The organism is Caenimonas soli (assembly GCF_013155545.1).
GTDB lineage: Bacteria > Pseudomonadota > Gammaproteobacteria > Burkholderiales > Burkholderiaceae_C > Ramlibacter > Ramlibacter soli.
Genome location: NZ_JABJVV010000002.1, coordinates 220,539 through 242,007 on the forward strand (window position 1 = coordinate 220,539; position 21,469 = coordinate 242,007).

The window sequence follows — 21,469 nt, forward strand, 5'->3', positions numbered from 1 at the left end:
TTACGCAGGACCCGGCCGGCTCAACTTCCGCTCCAATGCGGCGCCCGTTTCCCGACAAAGGCACGCGCGCCTTCCAGCGCGTCTGCCGATTCGCCAATCCTGCGCGCGAGCGGTTCCTGCAACTCGAACATTCGATCCTGCGGCCAGTCGCGGGACTTCTGCACGAGTTCCTTGCTTGCCGCCACGGCAAGCGGCGCATTGGCCGCAACCGCCCGTGCCAGCTCAAGCGCGGTCGCCAGCGCCTTACCCGCCGGTACCACGCGGTTGACCAAGCCGTGGAGTCTGGCACTGTGCGCGCCCAGGCTCTCGCCGGTGAGGGCCATTTCCATTGCGACGTGATAGGGGATGCGCTGGGGCATGCGAAGCAACCCGCCCCCGGAGGCAACCAGTCCGCGCTTGACTTCGGGTAGGCCGAAGCGGGCATCTTCCGCCGCGACGATGAGATCGCACGCCAGCGCAATCTCGCAGCCGCCTGCGACAGCGAAGCCTTCCACTGCCGCGATCAGTGGCTTGGCTGGAGACCTCTGAGTCAGGCCGGCGAAACCCCGGCCCGGCAAGACGGGCAACTCGCCGTCACTGAATCCCTTCAAGTCCATGCCGGAACAGAAACCTTTGCCGGCGCCGGTCAGGACCGCCACGCGAAGTTCATCGTCTGCTTCGAACGCGTCCATGGCTGCGGCGATCGCGTGCGCCAGGGCCAGGTTGATGGCGTTGCGGCTCTCGGGGCGATTGAGTGTCAGGACGAGGACATTGCCTTCACGGCCTTGGAGCAGGACCTCGCTCATCGGTCGGCCCTGCGCGATGCGGTTCATGCCAGATCCTTGAGCAGGCGGCGCAACACCTTGCCGGCGCCTGTGGCGGGTAGCTGGTCGATGAAGCGCACTTCGCGCGGGGCCTTGTACACCGCCATGTTCTCTCGCGACCATGCGATGAGCGAGTCCGCTTCAACGTCCAGGCCCGGCTTGCGCACGATGAAGGCGCGGATGACCTCGCCCTTCGTGACATCGGGAACGCCGATGACTGCCGCCTGCGCCACGGCAGGGTGCTTGACCAGGATGCTCTCCACCTGCTCGGGGAAGACCGCGTAGCCCGACACCTTGATCATCTCCTTGAGCCGGCCAGTGAAGGTGAGATAGCCATCGGGGTCCATGTGGCCCATGTCGCCCGTATGCACCCAGCCGTCGCGCTGCGTCCTGGCGGTTGCTTCCGGATTATTCCAATAGCCCTTGAATACGCCGGGACTGCGCAGCACGATTTCTCCCTCCCGGCCCACCGGCACGGGTGCGCCTGTATCGGGGTCGAGGATGCGAATTTCATTCCCGGGGATCGGGATGCCGTGCGTGCCCCAGCGCACTGCCTGACGCGGCATGTAAGTGTCCACCGTATGCGTCTCACTCAGACCGTATCCGGACTCGAACGAGTCGCAGTTCGGCGCATGCTCGCGCCATTGCCTCGCCAGCGCCTCCGTGTAGGTGATGCCGAAGCTGGTGACTGCGTTCGTCAAGAGGCTGGACAAGTCGTAGTCCTTCGCCCCCGGCACCTGCATGCAGGCCACGTTCATGGGCGCAATGCTGTACCAATAATTGATGCGATGGCGCGCGATCGCCTGCAGGCTGGCCACAGGATCGAAGCGGTACAGCAGCACGCTGGTGACGCCCTTGTACACCGTCATGTTGACACCGCCCACCATGCCCGCGATGTGGTACAGCGGCGCGATCGCCAGAAAAACGTCTTCCTGCTTCACGCCGCTGCACTCCGCGGCGGCCGCGGTCTTGAAAAGGGCGTTCCGGTAAGTCAGCATCGCGCCCTTGGGCAGCCCCGTGGTACCCGAGGTGTAGGTCATGAGCGCGACATCGTCCAGGTCGATCCGGACACTCGGCGCGGACTCGCCGCTGCGCGCCACCCTCAGGAAGTCCTCGCAGCCGGCGGGAATCGACGGCGCTCTCTCCTTCATTGCCAGCAGTTCGGCCGGCACGTCGATGGCGGGGCTGTCGCCCAGCAAGTCCGCATACCGCACCACGAACACATGCTCGAGCGCCGTGTTCGCCCGCACTTTGTCGATCACTGGCAGCAGGGGCTGCGCCGCCACGATCACGCGCGCCTTCAGATCGTCCAGCTGGTACTGCAGCTCGTGCTCTTTGAACAGCGGGCTGCACGGACAGACAATGGCACCCAGCTTCTGTATGCCGTAGTGCGCCATCACGTACTGGGGACAGTTGTTCATGAACAGGACGACAGGTTCGCCCTTCCTGACGCCGAGCTGCGCCAGCCGCGCGGCGAAGGCGTCGCTCGCCTGGTCGAGCTCGGCGTAGCTGATGGCCTGGCCGTACCAGACGTACGCGGCCTTGCCGGGCCGCGCGCGCGCATGCTGCCGCAGGTACTCGTGCAGGGGTTGAAGTGTCTCCATTGCGTCAGCCTCCAAACAATTTCGGTCCGGGCCACTGTATACCGTGCGGTAGGAATATGCTACCGTGCGGTAGGCACCTATGCGACAAACATCCCATCCCGCCCGCGGCCGGCAGAAGGCCGCCATTCCCAGCGCGGACACCAAGCGCGAAAACATCCTGCGTGTGGCAGAGCGGCTGTTCCACGAGCAGGGCTATGCCGACACAACCATCGAGCAGATCGTCAGCGAGCTGGGCGTCGCCAAGCCCTACTTGTACTACTACTTCCGCAACAAGCAGGAGATCTTCGAACTGCTGTCCTGGGAGCCCACGGTGGCTTGCTTTACCGTGCTGGACGGCCCGGACGACGGCCGGCCCGCGCACGAGAAGGTAGCGCTGGCGCTGCAGAGCTTGATCCGGATCACCATCGAGTACTACCCCTCGTCCTTCTTCGCCTTCCGCGAACCGCAAGCGTTCCGCCCCGAGTTTGCGGCCGAGCTGAAGAGATTGGCCAATCATTTCTATGCCAAGCTGTGCGCGCTGATGGAGCAGGCGCGGGACGAGGGAACGCTCGAGTTCGGCGATACCCGAGCCACGGCGCAAGCTGCCTGCAGCATCTCCGGGTACATGTACACCTGGTACCGCCCCGACGGTCGCATCGGTCCTGAACGGATGCTGAGTGAGCTGGCGCCGCTCGCCTGGCGCGTCATCGGACTGAAACGCAACTTCCCCCCCACCAAGGAGCACACATGAAACTTCCTATTCTCGTGATCGCAGCCGCAGTGGCGGCCGGCGCCGCCCAGGCCCAGGAAAAGACCTTCAAGATTGCGTTCATCGACCCGCTGTCGGGGCCCTTCGCCAACATCGGCCAGCTGATGCTCAGCAACATACAGATCCCGGTGCAGGACATCAACGGCAAGGGTGGCGTGCTGAAGGGGACGCAGTTGCAGTTGCTGCAGTACGACAGCAAGCTTTCGGCCCAGGAGAGCCAAAGCGCGTTGCAGGCCGCCATCGACGCGGGCGCGCGTGCGGTGGTCACCGGCGGCTCCGGCTCTTCGGTGGTGTCGGCGCTGGTGGCCGCCGCCGCGCGCCACAACGAGCGCAATCCGGACCGCGCCATCCTCGTGCTGAACCACTCCTCGATCGATCCGGACCTCACGGGAAAGGCATGCAATTTCTGGCACTTCCAGTTCGAGGCCAACTCCGCGATGAAGATGAAGGCCATCGCGAACTACGTGAAGAAGCAGCCCGACGTGAAGAACGTCTACCTGTTCAACCAGAACTACGCCCATGGCCGGCAGTGGGCCCGCTATGGACAGGAGCTGGTAGGCCTGGCGCGGGCCGACATCAAGTTCGTCGGCTCCGACCTGCACCCGATCGGCAGCGTGAAGGACTTCTCGCCTTACGTGGCCAAGATCAAGAACACCGGCGCCGACAGCCTGATAACGGGTAACTGGGGGCAGGATCTCGTGCTGCTTCTCAAGGCCGCGGGCGACGCCGGCTACAACTTGCGCTACTTCAACCACAGCGCCGGTGCCGCGCCGGGAATGGTGCTCGCGGTGTCGCAGAGCAAGATCGGCCAGGTCACCTGGGTGGCGGAATGGCACCCGGGCCAGGCGGACATGCCCAAGGTCGACACCTTGGCCAAAGCCTACAAGGCCAGGACCGGCAGCGAGTATCTGTCGCCGCGAATGGACCTGGCGGTGCGCATGCTAGCGGCGGCGATCAACAAGGCGGGTTCGACCGAGCCGCTGAAGATCGCCCGCGCCATGGAAGACCTCACGTTCGATTCCGCCATGGGCCCCGTGCGCATGCGCGCCGAGGATCACCAGTTGCTGCTGCCGCAAGTCGTCAACACGATCGCGCCCGTCGACGGCAAGGCCGTGAAAACCGGTTGGGAAGGCACGAACTGGGGCTTCCGCACCGACGCGGTTTACAGTGGCAACGAACTGGCTCAGGGCACGGAGTGCAAGATGCAGCGTCCGTAGGCTGGGCTGATAGATCTGGCCAGGGAGCCGGCTGAGCTGCACTACCCAAACGGTCAGCCACGTGCTGGCATGAGCGACTGGTCGCTAGCCTACGCTGCTTTGCGCAGCGCTTGGGTCGGGTGTGACACGCAACCCAGTGAAAGCCCGCAATCTCAGCCGCGCGCCTTCAGGTGCCGCATCGGGAACACCTCATAGCGGGCGCCGCCAGACCTCACCATTGGGTCGTTCGCCGCGATCGCGCTGACATCCTGGTCATCTTCGACCTGGTAGAGCGAGAGTCCCCATCCTCCTGCCGGATCGTCCACCGGGCCATGCGCCACGACCACTCCCTTCTGAAGGAGATCGTTGAGGAAGGCTCTGTGCTCCTGCATCAGACTGACTTCTGCAGGGGTCATGGTGGCGAGAAAGTCAGCGCGGGGTGGAAGGAATTTGGCCAGGTAGTATTTCATGTCAGTCCCCACGTGAACAGAGGGGTTTGCGAGCGAACTTGCTGCCTCCAACAAAACTGCGGGGTTCCTTGTTAAGCGAGCGCTGATTAACGCACCTTGGTAAGTCATCAGAATCAAAGCGGGGGCGAAGACCGAGGCGGCTAGTCATAGGTGCGTTGCTGACATGCGCGCCGAGCAGTCTTCAAGGAGCGCGTGCATCGCGCTCACATTTCGGCTCCCGAGCAACTGATGCACTCTGGCCTGCGCGCTGGTCCAACGAGGGAGGCCCTCGGCGCACTTCCTGCGACCGGCGGTGGTGATGGACACGCTGCGTGTGCGCCCGTCAGTGCCCGGGCCCAGGGCCAACCAACCGGTCGCGATGAGAGGCTTGAGGCTGCGCGTCAACGTTGACGGAGATAGCGACATCGCGTGGGCCAAGTCGCAGGGGCGTATCGGCCCATGTGACAGAACTTCGGTCAACAGCCAATACTGCGTGGTTCCGAGACCCACCTTGCCGAGCTCGCCGTCATAGTAGTGCGCCACGACGCGCGCCAGTTGGTGCAGCTTTGTGTCGGTGCAGTCCAGCGACGGGAAAGACATCAATGCTGCCATCGCTGGAACACGATCGTTCAGTAATTGATCGACATTCGGCACTCGAACGGGGTCCCGAGCCGTCAGGATGCTTTGGATGGCTTTGCCGGGGCCTCGTCCAGCGCGTGCGTCTGGTCGATGAACCGGCGGCTGGACGCCAGGATCTCCTTGCGGGTGCGCTCGGACTCCACGGCGCGCGACAGCACCAGCGCGCCCACACATTGGGCGATCAACGCCCACGCGGCATCCGGGTCGCCTATGCGGCCGCTCCAGCTCTTCTGCAAATGCTTCAGACCTTGCTCGACGGCGGCGCGCACCTCGGGCCCAGCCCGGGCGATCTCCGGCCCCAGCGCCGGAAGAACGCAACCCGTTTCCGGATGGAGGGCGTGGTACGAACTCAAGTAGCTGCGCAGCCGTTTTGCGACGTGGTCGGGCGGCGAGGATTCATCGCCCCCAAGCATGTCGGCACTGTTGGAAATTTCCTGCTCCACCAGCTCGGCAAACAACGCCTCCTTGCTTGGGAAGTGGCCATAGAAGGCACCGCCGGTTAGCCCAATGCTCGCCATCAACTCGTCAACGCCCGTCGTGCCGAACCCACCCCGCTTCGCGATAGCCCGGGCGTTGCCGATGAGCTTCTTGCGAGTTTCCTCTTTGTGTGTGCTTGGATAGCGCATGGATGTATCTCCGCAAATTTGGAATTGACTGTGCTAGCAGCATAACATACCATCCGTTTGACAAACGCTCGTTTTTCAACTGCCGCTCAAGATGAACAGTGCAATTCCCTTGCTGTCCGCCGCGCGAAGTCTCGACCTTGGGATGGGTGCCCAGTTGGATCCGGAGGACATGAGACTCACCGCCAATGAGCTGCGCGCCCTCCTGGACGACGCCTGGTTTGGGTCATTGCCACTTGCATTGCGCCGGGATCTCCTGCAGCAGTCGGCGATCTGGCACGTGCCGCCGCGCCAGGTTTTGGCAACGCAGGGGTCCGTGCCGGACGTCTGGTTCGGCATTGCGTCGGGCGCGGTGAAACTCTCCGCCTGCTCGTCCAGTGGCCGAGAGACCGTGCTGGACCTGCTGGAACCGGGGCAGTGGTTCGGCGACGCCCCCGTCCTCACCCGGCTGCCCCAGCCGTACGCCGCGCGGACCTGCGCGCCATCGACACTGCTGCTGATGCGGCGCAGCGTCCTTCAGAACCTGCTGGCGAACCACGCGGGCTTCGACGCAGCGTTGACGCGCTTGAACTGGTGGCGCTCCGAACGCCTGATGGAGCGCCTGCGCGAGCAGGCCGAGCCTTCGCTGCCCGAGCGCGCCCGGCACCAGCTCCAGATTCTGGCGAGGCGCTTCGGAATAAGGATGCGGTCCGCGACTCGCATCGGGCTGGCGCTCACGCAAGCCGAGTTGGGGGGATTGCTGGGCGCCAGCCGCCAGCGTGTGAACCAGGTCCTGCACGTGCTCGAGTGCGAGGGCGCGATTCGTCGCGCGCATCCGTACATCGACTGGCTGGACGCCCACGACCCCGCAGACGCATCCGCTGCAATGCGGCCAAGAACTAAGGGTAATCCCCTCCCGTAGCAGCGCCGTAGGGCGTTGACGCACCGTTCTGACGCGCCTATATTCCAACGGTCGTTTACTAAACGACTGTTTGTCTAAAACCTCCATTGAGATCACGTGATGACGCAACTCACCCAATTGATCGTGCAGGGCATCTCCACCGGCGCCATCTACGGGCTCGTGGCGCTGGGGCTCGTCCTCAGCTACAAGGCCACGGAGGTCCTGAATTTCGCACAGGGGGACATCGTGATGCTGTCCGCCTTTCTCGGATGGGGATTCATCGTGGGGGCCGGCCTGCCCTTCTGGCCAAGCCTCGTGATCGTGGTGGCCATCACGGCCGCGCTTAGCTTCCTGCTCGAGGCGAAGATCATGCGCAGGATCGTGGGCCGGCCGCAGTTCGCCGGCGTCATGCTTACCATCGGGATCGGCTTCATGATCCGCGGCGCCGTGAGCATGTTCTTTGGGCCGGAGTCGCGCAGCTACACCACGCCCTGGACCGGGCAGTCGATCCAGCTCACTGGCGGCGTCGTAGCCGAACTCAACCTGGTGATCATCGGGACCGCGATGGGCGTCACGGCCCTGCTGTATGTTTTTCTGCGCCGCACCGCACTGGGCGTCGCCGTCCACGCCACGTCGCAGAACCAGCTCGCCGCGTATCTCTGCGGCGTGCGCGTCAAGCGCCTGAATTCGATCGTGTGGGCGATCTCAGGCGCGATCGCCGCGTTGTGCGGCCTGCTGCTTGCCCCCATCACCCTGGTCGACCTGGGCTTGTGGTTCGTGATGCTCAAGGCCCTGGCCGCGCTGGTACTCGGAGGTTTCGGCAGTGCGCCAGGTGCCGTGATCGGGGGGCTGCTCATCGGACTGCTGGAACAGTTTGCCGGTGTCTATCTGTCCGATGGCGTGAAAGACGTTACGCCATACCTCGTTCTCATCGCGGTTCTCATGCTCTATCCACGCGGCATCCTGGGCGAGAGCCACGGCCGGAGGGTGTGAAGCCATGGCACGCTACGAAACCGGGTTCGACCAGGCACGGCAGCTTCTACGCAGCAGGTCCGACCGCGTCGCCTACGGTTTGCTCGCGCTGACCCTGGTCGCCGCTCCCTGGGTGCTGCCGAACTATTACATCGGCGAGGCCACCTTCATCCTGATCATGTGCGTCGCCAGCCTCGGGCTGATGATGCTCACCGGCTTCACCGGCCAGACCTCGCTCGGCCAGTCCGCGTTCGTCGGCATCGGCGCTTACGTCCATGTGGTGCTCCTCACGAACGGCATGCCCTTTCCGGTGTCGCTGCTGCTGGCGGCCGCGGGCGCAGGGATTGCGGGACTGCTCGTTGGTATGCCCGCCATCCGGGTGTCGGGGTTGCACCTCGCAATGGTCACCATGGCATTTGCCATCGTGACCGAGCATGTCCTCGGCCGGTGGAAAAGCGTCACGGCGGGCCACAGCGGCCTCCCCGTCCCGGACCCCGCCATTTTCGGGTTCAGCCTTGGTGGCCCACGCCCCTTTTATTTCGTCTGCCTGGTCGTGCTTGTGCTGGCGCTTCTCCTCCTGGTCAACCTCATGCGTTCTGCGACCGGGCGCGCGTTCATTGGCATTCGCGACTCCGAGGCGGCGGCCCAGGGTCTCGGCATCGACGTCGCACGGACCAAGGTCATCGCCTTCAGCCTCTCGGCTGGGATTTCGGGCTTGGCCGGTGCATTGCTCGCCCACCAGATGCAACACATCACGCCCGAGGCTTTCGGCTTGGCGCTGTCACTGCAACTAGTGCTGATGGTGTTCATCGGGGGACTTGGGAGCCTGCGCGGGGCGATCCTGGGCGCTGTGCTGATCGGGCTGCTGCCGTCGTTCATCTCGGCGCTCAAGGACGCGCTGCCCGCCAGGGTGGGCGCGCAGTTCGGCCTGGAGCTGTTTGTGTACGGCGCCGTGTTGACCTTCTTCGTGCTGCTCGAGCCCGGCGGACTGAACGCACGCTGGGTCCGCATCCGCAAGGTGCTCGGCGAGTTTCCTTGGGTGCGCACCAGCAGCATCCACCGCACCAAGGTCTACATGAAGTCGGAGCGCTATCGATGAGTGCGGCTTTTTTCGAACTCGAGCACCTGAGCCTGTCGTTCGGCGGCGTGAAGGCCGTGCGCGACGTCAGCCTGTCCATTGCGGCCGGCGAGATCCTGGCGGTGATCGGCCCGAACGGCGCGGGCAAGACTTCACTGTTGAACCTGATCACGCGCGTATTCGACGCGAGCAGCGGCAGCATCCGATTCAACGGCCGCGACATTTCACGGCTGGCACGTCACGATGTGGTGCGCCAAGGAATCGCACGGACGTTCCAGAACATCGAACTCTTCGAGGGCGCGACGGTGCTGGAGAACCTGCTGCTCGGCCGCCACCGGGCGAACCACGGCAGCTTCTTCTCGCAGATGCTCAACCTGCCGTCCGTCCAACGGGCGGAAGCGCAAACGCGTGAACGGGTCGAGAACGTGGTACGCCTGCTGGATCTCGCCCCCCATCGCAATCGCCCCGTGGCCGAGTTGCCCTATGGCGTACGCAAGGTGGTCGAACTCGGACGGGCCCTGGCAGCCGAGCCCGTGCTGTTGTTGCTGGACGAGCCGGCCTCCGGACTCAACCCCGACGAGACGCGCCAACTTGCCTACTGGCTCGAGGACATCCAGGCGGAACTCGGCATCACGGTGATCATGGTGGAACACGACATGTCGCTGGTTGCCGCGGTGGCCAAGCGCGTCATCGTGATGGACCAAGGCCAGGTGCTGACGGACGGAACGCCGGCGCAAGTCCAAGCCGACCCGCGCGTGATCGCGGCCTATCTGGGGACCTGAATGAGCACCCTCTTGTCCGTCCGCAATCTCGAGACCTGGTACGGCCCCGTTCGGGCGTTGCACGGCGTCAGCCTCGAAGTGCATGCCGCGCAGATCGTCACGGTGCTGGGCGCCAATGGGGCCGGCAAGACGACCTTGCTCAACACCATCGCCGGGGTGCTGGCGCCTTCGAACGGGACCGTCGAATACGAAGGGCGGCCCATAGGCGGCATGGACGCGGATGAAGTGTCTCGCAGCGGCCTCGTGCTGGTGCCCGAAGGGCGCCAGATTTTCCCGTTCCTCACCGTGGCCGAAAACCTGCGCATGGGCGCGTTCGCACGCCGTGACGTGCAAGTCGCGCAAGACATCGAGCAAATCTACGACTGGTTTCCCCGCCTGAAGGAGCGTCACCGCCAGCAGGCCGGCCTTCTGTCCGGCGGCGAGCAGCAGATGGCGGCGATCGGCCGCGCGCTTATGGCACGGCCGAAGCTGTTGTTGCTGGACGAGCCTTCGCTCGGCCTCTCACCGCTGTTCACGAAGGACATCTTCGCGATCATCAAGCGCATTCGCGAGCAGACCAAGACCGCCGTCCTTGTGGTGGAGCAAAACGCCGCCATCGCGCTGGCGACCGCCGATCACGGCTTCGTGATCGAACTCGGACGCGTGGCGGCGGCGGGCAGTTGCGAGGCCCTCTCGCAGCGCGAAGACATCAAAGAGTTCTACCTGGGTGGCGCTTCGCACCATCTACCGCACGTTGCCGCCGGCGGCATTCGCCCGTCGCGTCGACGTTCCTCCTGGCATTGATATAGGAATCCCCATGACACTCAACCGCCGAACCCTTCTGAAGACAAGCATTGCTGCCGCGGCGCCAGGCGCCTTGTGGACACCCGCGCGCGCAGCCGGTGTTGCCGACAAGGAACTCGTCCTCGGCACGCATCTCGACCTTTCCGGACCGGTGGCGATCGCCATGCCCGTGATCCGCAACGGCATCCAGATGCGCATCGACGAGGCCAACGAGGCCGGCGGCATCAATGGCCGCAAGCTCCGGCTAGTGATCGAAGACAACGCGAGCCAGCCGTCGCAAGCCGTGCGCGCCGTAGACAAGCTGATCCGCAAGGACGAGGTCTTCGCCCTGCTCTGCCCCTTCGGCTCGGGCCCGAACGTGGCCACGGTGAAAAAAGCCGTGGATGCCGGCGTAATCTGTTTTGCTCCATACGCGGCCTCGGCCCTGGTGCGCCAGGCGGCCGGCCAAACGCCACTGCTATTCACCACTAACCTGAACTACGACAGCACGACGTCGGCGGCGGTGCGATGGGCAACCGGCAATCTGGGCACGAAGAAGGTCGGCTTCGTCTACCAGGAAGGCCCTTTTGGCGACCTGGTCGGAAAGGGCGTCAAGGCGGCGCTCGCGGCCAAGGGCATGCCGCTTGCCGCAGAAGCGAGCTACAAGGTCGGGGATCTGGACTTCTCCTCGCACGTCGCGCGCATGCAGGCGGCGGGAGTGGACCTGATCGTCTGCGCGACCACGACACGCGAAACGATCGCCGTCGCGGCCGAAGTCAAAAAGCTCGGCTTGACCGGCGTCAACGTGCTGACCGCCAGCCCGGGCCGCGCCGGCCTGACCATCGCCCTGGGCAAGGAGGCGATGGAGGGCGTCTATGGCGTCGGCACGTGGCGCATCGCCACGCCCGACCAGGCCAACACCACAGAAAAGGCGTGGGCCGAAAGCTACCGCAAGCGCTTCAAGGCCGAGCCGGATGATGTGGCCGCGACTTTCTACGACTACACCAGCTGGTTCCTGCAAGAGGTGCGCAATGCGGGTCGCGACCTGACGACCGAGAAGCTGGTGAAGGCGCTTCAGGCATCCACTTTCAAGGGGGTGAATTCGTACGACACGCAACGCTTCGCGAACAACCACATCGACCCGGAATGGACGCGGGTCGAGCAAGTGGTGCAGGGTCGTTGGACGGCGCGTTCCAGCGTGGTCGACCCGGCCAAGATCTCGCTGTGATCCACGTGGCGTCATCACAGGCGGCCAACGAAGCGAACGCCGCGACGCTGCCGCAACTGTGGCGGCGTCGCTGCGTGCAGTGGGGTGATCGCCCCGCCTTGCGCCACAAGGATTGCGGCATCTGGCAGGGCCCGCGCTGGAGCGACTATTTCGCCGAGGCGCGGGCGATCGGCCTCGCGATGGACGATGCCGGGCTCGCACCCGGAGACGTCGTCTCCATCCTCTCGGACAATCGCCCGCAGTGGCTGATCGCCGACGTGGCGGCGCAGGCGATGGGCTACGTGTCGCATGGCATCTATCCCTGCAGCACGGCGCCACAGGTCGGGCATGCGCTGGTCGAAGCCGGCAGCCGCGTGGTGATCGTGGAGAACGCCGATCAATTGATGAAAGTGCTGGCCGTGCGCGACCAATGCCCGGACCTGCGACACATCGTTGTCATGGAGACCCGCGGCCTCAGGCGCTTCACCGATGCGCAGGTCAGCTCTTATGACGACTGGCGCGCCCGCGGCGCCGAAGCCGCAGCCAAGCGGCCCGCTCTGTTCGACAGCAGGATCGACGCCGGCGACGGCAATCACATCGCGTTTCTCGCCAGCACGGCGGGGAGCACCGGAGCGGCGCGGCTGGTCGCCGTGCGACAGCACGAATTCATGCAGGAAGTCCGTGCAACGCGCCAGTGGCTGCGCCTGCACCCGGGGGATCGATCGCTCTCCGTCGTGTCGCTGGCGCAGCATGGCGAACGGCTGCTGGCGGCCAAAGCGATGCTCGTGCACGAAAGCCTGCTGCACTTTCCCGAGAACCCAGCGACGGTGTTCAATGACATGCTCGAGGTCGAGCCGCACTTCCTGTTCGCGCCCCCGCGGTTCTTTGAAAAGCTGCAGGGCCTGACCGAGCTGTTCATGCAGGAAGCCATTCCAGTCGCCCGCGCCGCCTATGCCGCGAGCCTCTCCGCAGCCCGGCCCAGCTGGTGGCAGCGCAAGACACGTGGTCGCATCCGGGCGGCTCTGGGACTACGGAACGTGCGGCTGGTGTTGACGAGCGGGGCGTCCAGCGCAGGCGACATGGCTGAATGGTTCGGGACCATCGGAGTTCCGGTACTCGATTGCTATGGCCTGGCAGAAGTGGGCTTCTGCAACGATGCGCAGCTGAAGCTGGCACCCGACGGAGAGATTCTCGTACACAGCGCCAACCCGCTTCCCGGTTACTGGAAACGAGGCGAGATATCCCGCACTCCGACGGACCCAGACGGCTGGCTGCGCACCGGCGACCTGGGCCGCCTCGACGAGCAGGGGCGCGTGCGCCTGCTGGGCCGCGTTCAGGCGCGAGTGGTCTGCGCAGAAGGCACGCCGATCAGCCCCGAGGTTGCAGAGGATGCGTTCCGCCAGAGTGCTTACATCGCCGACGCCGTTGTCGTGCACAAAGACGAGCGCACGACCGCGCTGCTTTCGCTCGACGAAGAGCGGATCAGGAACTACGCGCAGCAGCACAAGTTGCCTTTCACTGATTACACCAGCCTGCTCGCGCTGCCGGAAATCGATTCGCTGGTCGCGGCGCAGGTCCACATCGCGAATGGCCGGCTTCCCGAGCGCCACCGCGTGCGCAACGTCCGGGTGATCCCCCGCCCGCTGCGCTCCGGCGACGAGGAACTCACGCCGGCGCTGCGCCTGAACCGCTGGGTGGTCGCGCGCCGATACGCCGATCTGCTTGACGCCACCTGAGCGCCGTCCAGGATCCTTACCAAACCAACTGGAGTTTTTCACATGAGAGAAGCAGTCATCGTTTCAACCGCACGCACCGGCATCGGCCGGGCCTTTCGCGGTGCCCTGAACAACATCAAGTCGCCCACGCTGATGGGCCACGCGATCCGTCACGCAGTGCAGCGCGCCGGCGTCAACCCCGGGGAAGTCGAGGATGTCGTCATCGGCACCGCGATGGCCGGCGGGACGGCGGGCATGAACGTCGGGCGCCTTGCCGCACTGGCCGCGGGATTGCCGCAGTCGGTGCCTGGCCAGACCATGGACCGGCAATGCGCATCCGGCCTGATGGCCGTCGCAACGGCGGCCAAGCAGATCATCGTCGACGGGATGGATGTGACCGTGGGCGGCGGGCAGGAGAACATTTCCGCCGTCCAGAACCCGTTCGTCAAGTGGGTCGGGGAAACGGCCGATGCGAACCTCATTGCGCAGGCCCAGCACGCCTACATCCCGATGCTCCAGACGGCCGAAATTGTTTCGAAGAAGTACGGCATCTCGCGCGAAGCGCAGGACGCCTATTCGCTTGAGGCGCAACGCCGCACCGCGATGGCCCAGGACAAGCGCCTGTTCGACGCCGAGATCGTGCCGATCACCGCGTCCATGGCCGTGGCTGACAAGGTTACGGGCGCCGTGACTTACCGGGATGTGCGGCTCGACCGTGACGAGGGCAACCGGCCGGACACGACACTCGAAGGCCTCGCAAATCTCAAACCGGTAGTCGAGGGCGGCGTGATCACGGCCGGTAACTCCAGCCAGCTCTCGGACGGCGCATCGGCCTGCGTGCTGGTGGAGCGCACCGTGGCTGAACGCCGCGGGCTGAAGCCCTTGGGCATCTATCGCGGCATCGCCGTGGCCGGATTGGCGCCGGAGGAGATGGGGATCGGCCCGGTGTTCGCGGTGCCCAAGCTCCTCAAGACCCATGGCCTGAAGGTGAGCGACATCGGCTTGTGGGAACTGAATGAAGCCTTCGCCTGCCAAGTGATCTACTCGCGCGATCGACTCGGCATCGATCCCAACCTCCTCAACGTGAATGGCGGGGGCATCACCATCGGCCATCCCTATGGGATGACGGGCTCCAGACTGGTGGGCCATGCACTCATTGAAGGCAAGCGGCGCGGCGCGCGCTACGTTGTCGTGACCATGTGCATCGGCGGTGGCATGGGTGCCGCAGGCTTGTTCGAAGTCGCTTGAAGCAAGGAGCAGCACAATGAACTACCAAAGCCCTTTGCGCGATTTCCAGTTTGTTCTGCACGAATTGCTGCAGGTCCCCTCCATGATGCAGTCGTGCGGCCAGTCGGAATTCGACGCCGACACGATCGACCAGGTACTCACCGCCGCCGGCCAGTTCGCGTCCGAGGTGATCGCGCCCCTGAACGCGGCGGGTGACCAGCACGGGTGCATCATGGCCGCCCCGGGCGTGGTGCAGACACCGCCAGGATTCAAGCAAGCGTACGACGAGTACACCAGGAACGGCTGGCATGGCCTGGCTTGCAGCGCGGAGTTCGGCGGCCAGGGCTTTCCGTCGGTGGTCGACAGCGCTGTCACGGAGATGTTGGGCGGCGGCAACATGGCGTGGTCGGCCTATACCGGCATGTCGCATGCCACATACGTCAACGTGGCCGCCAACGGCTCAGCCGAGCAGAAGGCGCTCTATTTGCCGAAGATCGCGTCCGGAGAGTGGGCTGGCACGATGTGTCTCACAGAGCCGAACGCTGGCACCGACCTGGGCTTGCTTCGAACCCGCGCCGTCCCGCAACCCGACGGGACCTACAGCATCAGCGGCACGAAAATCTTCATTTCCGGCGGCGAACAGGACCTGACCGAGAATGTAATGCACCTTGTGTTGGCGCGAATGCCCAATTCGCCGCAAGGTGTCAAGGGCATCTCGCTCTTCATCGTGCCCAAGTTCATCCCCGACGCAAGCGGCGGCGTGGGCCCGCGCAATGCCGTGACCTGCGGCTCGCTGGAACACAAGCTCGGCATTCACGGCAACTCGACTTGCACCATGAACTTTGACGGGGCAACCGGCTGGCTGCTCGGCGAGGCCGATAGAGGATTGGCCGCTATGTTCGTGCAGATGAATTACATGCGCGTGCTGGTCGGAGTCACCGCCATCGGCGTCATGGAAGCCGCGTACCAGAAGGCTCTGGCTTACGCCAAGGAGCGCCTTCAAGGCCGTGTGGCGGGCGCGAAACCGTCGAACCAGGGCGCGGACCCGATTGCCGGCCATGCCGATGTGCGGCGTATGCTGCTGACGCAGAAAGCCAATGTGGAGGGCGCGCGCGCACTTGCCTTGTGGGCTTCGCAGCTCAGCGATTTGCAGCGCCTCCATCCCGACGCCGCCAAACGAACTGAAGCCGGCGAGATGCTGGGCCTGCTGACTCCCGTCGTCAAGGCCTTGGCCAGCGATCTCGGCGTAGAGTCCACGTTGCTCGCAATGCAGGTGTTCGGCGGCCATGGCTACATTCGCGAGAATGGAGTCGAGCAGCACCTGCGTGATGTCCGGATCATTGGGCTTTATGAGGGCACCAACGGCGTCCAGGCCATGGACTTGCTCGGACGCAAGGTGCTGGGTGACCAGGGCCATCGCATGAACGCGTTTCTGGACATGGCGGGGGCCTTCGCCGAAACGTGCAGTCCGCGCAAAGCCATGCGCGAGTTCGCCGAACCGTTGGCCCAACTTGTTGCCGACGTCAGGCAGCTTACGGCCGAGCTCGTAAGCGCCTCCGCCAACGACCCCCATGCGAGCGGAGCAGCGGCAGTGCCCTACCTGCGCCTGGTCGGGCATTTGGCCCTTGCATGGACTTGGGCACGCATGGCCGAAGTCTCGATCAACAAGTCCGAGGCGACGGACCCGATCTACGCTTCGAAGATCGCGACCGCCCGCTTCTACTTCCAGCGCATACTGCCGCAGACTGCGGCACTTCGCGCGGAAATCCGAGCCGGATCTTCCGCGCTGATGGAGCCCGCGCTCGACCTGTTGTGAGAGCCGCGCACTGATGTATCACCTGAGCCAGTTCGCGCGCGCCACGCCCAACAAGCTGGCCGTGCATTTCCTGGAGAGCGGCAAAGCGTTCACCTTCGCGCAGCTGGAACGACAGGCCAACCGCGCCGCAAACGCGCTGCTCTCGCTCGGATTGAAGCAGCACGACTGCGTCGCGCTCTGCCTCGAGAACTCGCCTGAGCTGCTCTTGCTCACGCTGGGAGCGCAACGCATCGGCCTGTACTACACGCTCATGTCGACGCGCCTTTCGGCGGCGGACTCCGCATACATCGTCAAAGACTCGCAAGCCCGCGTCGCCATCACATCTTCTTCGATGGACGGGTGGCACGCGCACTTCGCTGCGGCATCGGAAGATTCACCGCCCTTCCTCGCTCCCGGGCGGGAGATGCTGTACTCGTCGGGCACAACGGGCCGGCCCAAGGGCGTTCGCAAACCGCCATTCGAGGGCAGATTTGACGGCATAGACAACCGCAACGCCGGGGTTGCGGCCGGATTCGGCCTGGATGCCTCGTCGGTCTATCTCTCAACCTCGCCGCTTTACCACAGCGCGCCAAACCGGTTCCTGTCAGCGGCCATCCATCTCGGCGCGACCAGCATCGTGATGGAAAAATTCGATGCCGAACGTGCCCTCGCCGCCATTGACCGGTTCGCCTGCACGCATTCGCTCTGGGTGCCAACCATGTTCCATCGCCTGCTGCGCCTGGAGCCCCAGGTGCGCGAGCGGTACAGCACGGCCTCGATGATCCACGCCGTTCACGGCGCGGCGCCCTGCCCGGTCCACGTCAAGCAGGCAATGATCGACTGGTGGGGTCCCGTGCTCGACGAGTACTACTCCGGAACCGAAGGCATCGGCTCCACGGCAATCACCTCACGCGAATGGCTCACGCACAGGGGCTCCGTCGGGCGAGCCACGGACGGCATCCTGCACATCCTCGATGACGCAGGCAATGAGTTGCCGCCTGGGGAAACCGGGCAGGTCTACTTCGAGAGCAACGCCCAATTCGAGTACTGGAACGATCCGGGCAAGACCCGCGCCGCCACCAGCCCGCAAGGCTGGCGCTCGTTCGGCGACATCGGGCATGTCGACGCCGAGGGCTATCTCTATCTCACCGACCGCAAAGACTTCGTCATCATCTCGGGCGGCGTCAACATCTACCCGCAGGAGATCGAAGACGTGCTGCTGCAGGATCCACGCGTCGCGGACGCCGCGGTTTTCGGCATTCCGAACGAGGAGTTCGGCGAGGAAGTCAAGGCCGTGGTACAGCCGGCGCGGCCCGAGCAATCTGGACCGGCGGTCGCGGAGGCGCTGCTGGCGCGCTGCCGCGAACTGCTCGGACCGATCAAGACACCCAAGAGCATCGATTTCGAGTCCGATTTTCCGCGGCATGCGACCGGCAAACTCTACAAGAAGCTGTTGCGCGACCGCTACCTCAAACAAGGAACATCCTCATGAACAACGGCATTCTCACGCGCGCGGAAGCGGGCGTTTACACGATCTCCTTCGACCGGCTGGAGAGAAAGAACTCGATCACCGGGCCCATGTACGCGGCCCTGGCCGAAGCGTTGAACACGGCCGCCACGGATCCCTTGCTACGTGTTGCGGTCCTGCAAGGTCACGAAACCATATTTTCAGCCGGCAATGACCTGGGCGACTTCGCCAAGACTCAGACAACGGACTCCGAGGCACCGGCGTTTCCATTCATGCGCGCCCTCGCCGCATTCCCCAAGCCCTTGCTGGCTGCCGTGTGTGGACCTGCCGTGGGGATCGGCACAACCATGCTGTTGCACTGCGACGTCGTCTACGCCGGCGACAACGCCGCCTTCACGATGCCTTTCGTCAACCTGGGTCTGTGCCCAGAGGCCGCCTCGAGCCTGTTGTTGCCGCAATTGCTCGGCTACCACCGGGCCGCTGAAGCCTTGTTGTTCGGCGAGCCTTTGAGCGCTGATGCCGCTTTGGACGCCGGGTTGGTCAACAAGGTCTTGCCCGCGTCCGAAGTCAATGCCTATGCCCAAGCGCAAGCCGCCAAGCTCGCGGCGAAGCCCATCAGCAGCTTGGTTGAAATCAAGCGGCTGATGAAAAGCGGACAGCAAGCTGCCGTGCTGCAGAGAATGAACGACGAAGGCTCAGTTTTTAGACGCATGCTGGTGGAGCCCGCCGCCAAGGAAGCGTTCAGCGCCTTTCTGCAAAAGCGCAAACCCGACTATTCGACCATCCGGGCCGGCCTTTCCGCGATCGAGTCGCCGTTGAAATGACGAAGATGGAGGGCAAGACCGTGAGCACGACCCCGCATGACCTCTCCCGGCAATGGTTCGAGTACTTCGGCGCTGCCTTTGCACAGGAGCTCGATCTCGGCACCCTTGGCGCGATCAAGAAGTGGATCGACGAAGGCCGCGCTCCGCCACTGCACACGAACTTCCCTGACGACCCGCCGACCGCTGCGCCGCATCAAGGAAAGACATCCTGAGCAACGGCGTCGTTATCTGTTCGCCAGTGCACAGCGCCATCGCAGGTTTTGGGATTCGATGAAGACAACACCCACGGCCGCATTGGCCGCCCACGCCCCTCGTCGGTCTTGAACACGTTGCGGCCGTCAGCCCAGGTTGCGCGGCTCTTGGTGCAGGTTCCCAAGAAGAAGGGTCTAGGGCCCGTCGGTCTCCCCGAAAGGGATGCCCGAAAACGCCGGCTGCATCAGGCCCGTGCCTTCAGGCTTGGCATGCTGAAGTGCTCGTAGTGGCCGACACCATTTTTCACGATGGGATCTTCCGCGGTGAACGCTGAAACATCTTGATCGTCGGCGAGCTGGTAGATCGACACACCGTATCCGCCGCTCTCGTCGATTACAGGGCCATGCGCAACGATCAACCCTTTGTCGAGCAGATCATTCAAGTAAGCGCCATGCTCCTTCATCCATCTCTTCTCATCCGGAGACATGGTGCCCAGGAAGTTCGGGCGTGGCGGAATGAACTTGCAAAGATAGTATTTCATCGTTGGTACCTCGTTGAAGTCGAATCTCAGGCCGTTTTGACGCTCTTGAGGATCGAGCCTTCGAACATCTCTTCTTCCGGGCTAGGCTGGTACCGCGTCCAGGAACCCCGCAAGCCGCTGGGTGATCAGCTGGTCGGCCTCGTCCATGATGCGATCGATCAGTTCTTGCACCGTGGGAATGTCGCGGATCAGCCCGACCACCATGCCGCAGCTCCAGGCGCCGGCATCCATCTGACCGTCCACCATGACGCGAGGGTAGACACCCGCGACCTGCTCCATGATGTCGTCGAACTTGAGGTCGGCGCCCTTCGCTCTCTCGATCTCGATCAGTTGCTCGACCGCTGAATTGGTCAGGACGCGCTCGGTGTTGCGCAGGCCGCGCATGACGAGCCTCGTGTCGAGCTCGGTCGCCGTGACAATCGCGTCCTTCACGTTCTGGTGAACCGGCGCTTCCTGGGTCGCCACGAACCGAGTCCCCATGTTCATCCCCTCGGCGCCCAGGGCGAGCGCCGCCACCAGACTGCGGGCGTCGGCCATCCCGCCGGACGCCACGAACGGAATCTTCAGTTCCTCGGCTGCGCGCGGCAGCAGGATCATGTTGGGCATGTCGTCCTCGCCCGGGTGGCCGCCGCACTCGAACCCGTCCACGCTCACCGCGTCACAGCCTATGGCCTCCGCCTTCAGTGCGTGCCGCACCGAGGTGCACTTGTGGATGACCTTGACTCCAGCCTTTTTCAGTGCGGGCATGTACGCCTCCGGGCTGCGCCCGGCGGTCTCGACGATCCGCACGCCGCCCTCGACGATGGCGGCGATGTATTCTGGGTATGGCGGCGAGGCCAGCGTGGGCAGGAACGTGAGGTTCACCCCGAACGGCTGGTCCGTCATTTCGCGGCAGCGGCGGATCTCCTTCGCCAGCAGCTCTGGCGTTTTCTGGGTCAGGCCGGTAATCAGCCCTAGGCCGCCGGCGTTGGACACCGCCGCGGCGAGCTCGGCGAAGCCGACGTAGTGCATTCCGCCCTGGATGATGGGGTGGCGGATGCCGAAAAGTTCAGTGATGCGTGTCTTCATTGGGTTCTTCTTTCACCAGGTTTCCATGTAAGGGCGCAGGTCCATCTCGAAAGTCCAGGCATCACGCGGCTGCGTGTGCAGGTACCAGTAGTTCTCCGCGATATGCTCGGGGTTCAGGATGCCGTCCCGTTCCTTCAGTGCGTAGCGTTCGGGGAACTGCGTGCGGATGAAGTCCGTGTCGATCGCACCGTCCACCACAAGGTGTGCAACGTGGATGCCCTTGGGCCCGAGTTCGCGCGCCATGCTCTGCGCGAGCGCTCGCAGAGCATGCTTGGCGCCGGCAAATGCCGCGAAGTTGGCCGAGCCCCGAATTCCGGCCGTCGCACCGGTGAAGAGCATGGTGCCGCGGCCGCGCGCGACCATCCTGCGGGCGACCTCGCGCGCGTTGAGGAAAGCGCTGAACGTGGCCATCTCCCATATCTTCATGTACTTGCGTCCCGTCTCTTCCAGGATGCTGCTGGGCACATTGGCGCCGATGTTGAACACGAACACCTCGATCGGGCCGCGCTCTTTTTCGATCTGGTCGATCAGCGCGACGACGTCCTCCTCCTTGCGCGCATCGCTGCTGTAGCCGAATGCCGCGCCGCCGGCCGCGCGGATGCGCTCCACGGCGGGCTCCAACTTGTCTGCCGATCGGCGCGTGAGGCACGCCACATAGCCCTCGCGGGCGAATCGCGCGCCGATCGCACTGCCGGTGGCGTCGCCTGCGCCAATGACGAGCGCCACGCCGCGAGGGTCTGTCGATTTGTCCATGCGTCTCTCCTTTAAATAACGTACGTTCAGTTATTCAACGATAAACAATGAACGATCGTTTGTCAAACGAATTTGGCGGACCGGACAAGTCCCGTTGACAGGCGCCTGGAAATGAAATAGCTTTCGTTTACCAAACGCTCGTT

At 64.2% G+C, this 21,469-nt stretch carries 22 protein-coding genes; 14 read left to right on the top strand and 8 right to left on the bottom strand.

Going from position 1 to position 21,469, the window contains the following annotated elements; translation table 11 throughout:
• Positions 1–20: 20 nt before the first annotated feature.
• Both HNE04_RS04420 and HNE04_RS04425 read right to left on the bottom strand, forming a co-directional pair.
• Positions 21–785 carry a crotonase/enoyl-CoA hydratase family protein gene (locus tag HNE04_RS04420; RefSeq protein ID WP_172217393.1) on the bottom strand — a complete coding sequence of 255 codons (765 nt, stop codon included), beginning with the start codon at positions 783–785 and terminating at the stop codon, positions 21–23.
• Between the two features lie 23 nt (positions 786–808).
• Positions 809–2,407, bottom strand: coding sequence for an AMP-binding protein (locus HNE04_RS04425; protein ID WP_172217128.1), 1,599 nt, complete (start codon positions 2,405–2,407; stop codon positions 809–811).
• A 79-nt stretch (positions 2,408–2,486) separates the two neighbouring features.
• On the opposite strand from HNE04_RS04425, the gene HNE04_RS04430 reads away from it, so the two are divergent.
• Both HNE04_RS04430 and HNE04_RS04435 read left to right on the top strand, forming a co-directional pair.
• Positions 2,487–3,137 carry a TetR/AcrR family transcriptional regulator gene (locus HNE04_RS04430; RefSeq protein WP_172217130.1) on the top strand — a complete coding sequence of 217 codons (651 nt, stop codon included), beginning with the start codon at positions 2,487–2,489 and terminating at the stop codon, positions 3,135–3,137.
• Complete coding sequence (locus HNE04_RS04435; protein WP_172217132.1) at positions 3,134–4,372, top strand: branched-chain amino acid ABC transporter substrate-binding protein; 1,239 nt, start codon at positions 3,134–3,136, stop codon at positions 4,370–4,372. Before HNE04_RS04430 ends, HNE04_RS04435 begins: the two co-directional genes overlap by 4 nt.
• Positions 4,373–4,524: 152 nt before the next feature.
• On the opposite strand, the gene HNE04_RS04440 is transcribed toward HNE04_RS04435, so the two are convergent.
• The 3 genes from HNE04_RS04440 to HNE04_RS04450 form a co-directional block, all read right to left on the bottom strand.
• The gene (locus HNE04_RS04440) at positions 4,525–4,821 is read right to left on the bottom strand and encodes a YciI family protein (protein WP_172217134.1); all 297 of its coding nucleotides are present in this window, start codon (positions 4,819–4,821) and stop codon (positions 4,525–4,527) included.
• A 144-nt stretch (positions 4,822–4,965) separates the two neighbouring features.
• A complete protein-coding gene (locus tag HNE04_RS04445) occupies positions 4,966–5,412 on the bottom strand; it encodes a MarR family winged helix-turn-helix transcriptional regulator (protein WP_172217395.1) in 447 nt (148 codons plus the stop codon).
• Positions 5,413–5,474: 62 nt separating this feature from the next.
• Positions 5,475–6,065, bottom strand: a complete 591-nt coding sequence (locus HNE04_RS04450; RefSeq protein WP_172217136.1) for a TetR/AcrR family transcriptional regulator — start codon at positions 6,063–6,065, stop codon at positions 5,475–5,477.
• A 169-nt stretch (positions 6,066–6,234) separates the two neighbouring features.
• Here HNE04_RS04450 and HNE04_RS04455 point away from each other — a divergent pair, with 169 nt between their 5' ends.
• The 12 genes from HNE04_RS04455 to HNE04_RS04510 all read left to right on the top strand — a co-directional run bounded on the left by HNE04_RS04455 (position 6,235) and on the right by HNE04_RS04510 (position 18,984).
• A complete protein-coding gene (locus tag HNE04_RS04455) occupies positions 6,235–6,963 on the top strand; it encodes a Crp/Fnr family transcriptional regulator (RefSeq protein WP_172217138.1) in 729 nt (242 codons plus the stop codon).
• Positions 6,964–7,062: 99 nt separating this feature from the next.
• Positions 7,063–7,935: a branched-chain amino acid ABC transporter permease gene (locus HNE04_RS04460; protein ID WP_172217140.1), complete on the top strand. Its 873-nt coding sequence runs from the start codon at positions 7,063–7,065 to the stop codon at positions 7,933–7,935.
• 4 nt (positions 7,936–7,939) lie between these two features.
• Positions 7,940–9,013: a branched-chain amino acid ABC transporter permease gene (locus HNE04_RS04465; RefSeq protein ID WP_172217142.1), complete on the top strand. Its 1,074-nt coding sequence runs from the start codon at positions 7,940–7,942 to the stop codon at positions 9,011–9,013.
• On the top strand, positions 9,010–9,774 hold the full coding sequence (locus tag HNE04_RS04470) for an ABC transporter ATP-binding protein (protein WP_172217144.1): 765 nt from the start codon (positions 9,010–9,012) through the stop codon (positions 9,772–9,774). Before HNE04_RS04465 ends, HNE04_RS04470 begins: the two co-directional genes overlap by 4 nt.
• Positions 9,775–10,557 carry an ABC transporter ATP-binding protein gene (locus HNE04_RS04475; protein ID WP_172217146.1) on the top strand — a complete coding sequence of 261 codons (783 nt, stop codon included), beginning with the start codon at positions 9,775–9,777 and terminating at the stop codon, positions 10,555–10,557.
• 13 nt (positions 10,558–10,570) lie between these two features.
• Positions 10,571–11,764, top strand: coding sequence for an ABC transporter substrate-binding protein (locus HNE04_RS04480; RefSeq protein ID WP_172217148.1), 1,194 nt, complete (start codon positions 10,571–10,573; stop codon positions 11,762–11,764).
• Positions 11,761–13,479: an AMP-dependent synthetase/ligase gene (locus tag HNE04_RS04485; protein ID WP_172217150.1), complete on the top strand. Its 1,719-nt coding sequence runs from the start codon at positions 11,761–11,763 to the stop codon at positions 13,477–13,479. The genes HNE04_RS04480 and HNE04_RS04485 overlap by 4 nt, the downstream gene beginning before the upstream one ends.
• Positions 13,480–13,521: 42 nt before the next feature.
• On the top strand, positions 13,522–14,706 hold the full coding sequence (locus tag HNE04_RS04490) for an acetyl-CoA C-acyltransferase (RefSeq protein WP_172217152.1): 1,185 nt from the start codon (positions 13,522–13,524) through the stop codon (positions 14,704–14,706).
• A gap of 16 nt (positions 14,707–14,722) precedes the next feature.
• Positions 14,723–16,501 carry an acyl-CoA dehydrogenase C-terminal domain-containing protein gene (locus tag HNE04_RS04495; RefSeq protein WP_172217154.1) on the top strand — a complete coding sequence of 593 codons (1,779 nt, stop codon included), beginning with the start codon at positions 14,723–14,725 and terminating at the stop codon, positions 16,499–16,501.
• 13 nt (positions 16,502–16,514) lie between these two features.
• Complete coding sequence (locus HNE04_RS04500; RefSeq protein WP_172217156.1) at positions 16,515–17,972, top strand: AMP-binding protein; 1,458 nt, start codon at positions 16,515–16,517, stop codon at positions 17,970–17,972.
• Positions 17,969–18,772, top strand: coding sequence for an enoyl-CoA hydratase (locus HNE04_RS04505; RefSeq protein WP_172217158.1), 804 nt, complete (start codon positions 17,969–17,971; stop codon positions 18,770–18,772). The genes HNE04_RS04500 and HNE04_RS04505 overlap by 4 nt, the downstream gene beginning before the upstream one ends.
• A gap of 5 nt (positions 18,773–18,777) precedes the next feature.
• Positions 18,778–18,984 carry a hypothetical protein gene (locus HNE04_RS04510; protein WP_172216790.1) on the top strand — a complete coding sequence of 69 codons (207 nt, stop codon included), beginning with the start codon at positions 18,778–18,780 and terminating at the stop codon, positions 18,982–18,984.
• A gap of 224 nt (positions 18,985–19,208) precedes the next feature.
• Here the strand turns inward: HNE04_RS04510 and HNE04_RS04515 are convergent, their stop codons facing one another.
• The 3 genes from HNE04_RS04515 to HNE04_RS04525 all read right to left on the bottom strand — a co-directional run bounded on the left by HNE04_RS04515 (position 19,209) and on the right by HNE04_RS04525 (position 21,326).
• Complete coding sequence (locus HNE04_RS04515) at positions 19,209–19,505, bottom strand: YciI family protein (protein WP_172217159.1); 297 nt, start codon at positions 19,503–19,505, stop codon at positions 19,209–19,211.
• An 81-nt stretch (positions 19,506–19,586) separates the two neighbouring features.
• Entirely contained in the window at positions 19,587–20,573 is a 987-nt protein-coding gene (locus tag HNE04_RS04520; protein WP_172217160.1) for an NAD(P)H-dependent flavin oxidoreductase, read from the bottom strand.
• Between the two features lie 12 nt (positions 20,574–20,585).
• Positions 20,586–21,326 carry an SDR family oxidoreductase gene (locus HNE04_RS04525; RefSeq protein ID WP_172217161.1) on the bottom strand — a complete coding sequence of 247 codons (741 nt, stop codon included), beginning with the start codon at positions 21,324–21,326 and terminating at the stop codon, positions 20,586–20,588.
• Positions 21,327–21,469: the final 143 nt, after the last annotated feature.

Coding starts and splice junctions, on each gene's coding strand:
- HNE04_RS04525 (WP_172217161.1), bottom strand. CDS start 21,326: ATGGACAAATCGACAGACCCTCGCGGCGTGGCGCTCGTCATTGGCGCA.
- HNE04_RS04445 (WP_172217395.1), bottom strand. CDS start 5,412: ATGGCAGCATTGATGTCTTTCCCGTCGCTGGACTGCACCGACACAAAG.
- HNE04_RS04510 (WP_172216790.1), top strand. CDS start 18,778: ATGGAGGGCAAGACCGTGAGCACGACCCCGCATGACCTCTCCCGGCAA.
- HNE04_RS04465 (WP_172217142.1), top strand. CDS start 7,940: ATGGCACGCTACGAAACCGGGTTCGACCAGGCACGGCAGCTTCTACGC.
- HNE04_RS04500 (WP_172217156.1), top strand. CDS start 16,515: ATGTATCACCTGAGCCAGTTCGCGCGCGCCACGCCCAACAAGCTGGCC.
- HNE04_RS04460 (WP_172217140.1), top strand. CDS start 7,063: ATGACGCAACTCACCCAATTGATCGTGCAGGGCATCTCCACCGGCGCC.
- HNE04_RS04475 (WP_172217146.1), top strand. CDS start 9,775: ATGAGCACCCTCTTGTCCGTCCGCAATCTCGAGACCTGGTACGGCCCC.
- HNE04_RS04450 (WP_172217136.1), bottom strand. CDS start 6,065: ATGCGCTATCCAAGCACACACAAAGAGGAAACTCGCAAGAAGCTCATC.
- HNE04_RS04480 (WP_172217148.1), top strand. CDS start 10,571: ATGACACTCAACCGCCGAACCCTTCTGAAGACAAGCATTGCTGCCGCG.
- HNE04_RS04505 (WP_172217158.1), top strand. CDS start 17,969: ATGAACAACGGCATTCTCACGCGCGCGGAAGCGGGCGTTTACACGATC.
- HNE04_RS04430 (WP_172217130.1), top strand. CDS start 2,487: ATGCGACAAACATCCCATCCCGCCCGCGGCCGGCAGAAGGCCGCCATT.
- HNE04_RS04490 (WP_172217152.1), top strand. CDS start 13,522: ATGAGAGAAGCAGTCATCGTTTCAACCGCACGCACCGGCATCGGCCGG.
- HNE04_RS04470 (WP_172217144.1), top strand. CDS start 9,010: ATGAGTGCGGCTTTTTTCGAACTCGAGCACCTGAGCCTGTCGTTCGGC.
- HNE04_RS04515 (WP_172217159.1), bottom strand. CDS start 19,505: ATGAAATACTATCTTTGCAAGTTCATTCCGCCACGCCCGAACTTCCTG.
- HNE04_RS04495 (WP_172217154.1), top strand. CDS start 14,723: ATGAACTACCAAAGCCCTTTGCGCGATTTCCAGTTTGTTCTGCACGAA.
- HNE04_RS04425 (WP_172217128.1), bottom strand. CDS start 2,407: ATGGAGACACTTCAACCCCTGCACGAGTACCTGCGGCAGCATGCGCGC.
- HNE04_RS04455 (WP_172217138.1), top strand. CDS start 6,235: ATGAGACTCACCGCCAATGAGCTGCGCGCCCTCCTGGACGACGCCTGG.
- HNE04_RS04435 (WP_172217132.1), top strand. CDS start 3,134: ATGAAACTTCCTATTCTCGTGATCGCAGCCGCAGTGGCGGCCGGCGCC.
- HNE04_RS04420 (WP_172217393.1), bottom strand. CDS start 785: ATGAGCGAGGTCCTGCTCCAAGGCCGTGAAGGCAATGTCCTCGTCCTG.
- HNE04_RS04520 (WP_172217160.1), bottom strand. CDS start 20,573: ATGAAGACACGCATCACTGAACTTTTCGGCATCCGCCACCCCATCATC.
- HNE04_RS04440 (WP_172217134.1), bottom strand. CDS start 4,821: ATGAAATACTACCTGGCCAAATTCCTTCCACCCCGCGCTGACTTTCTC.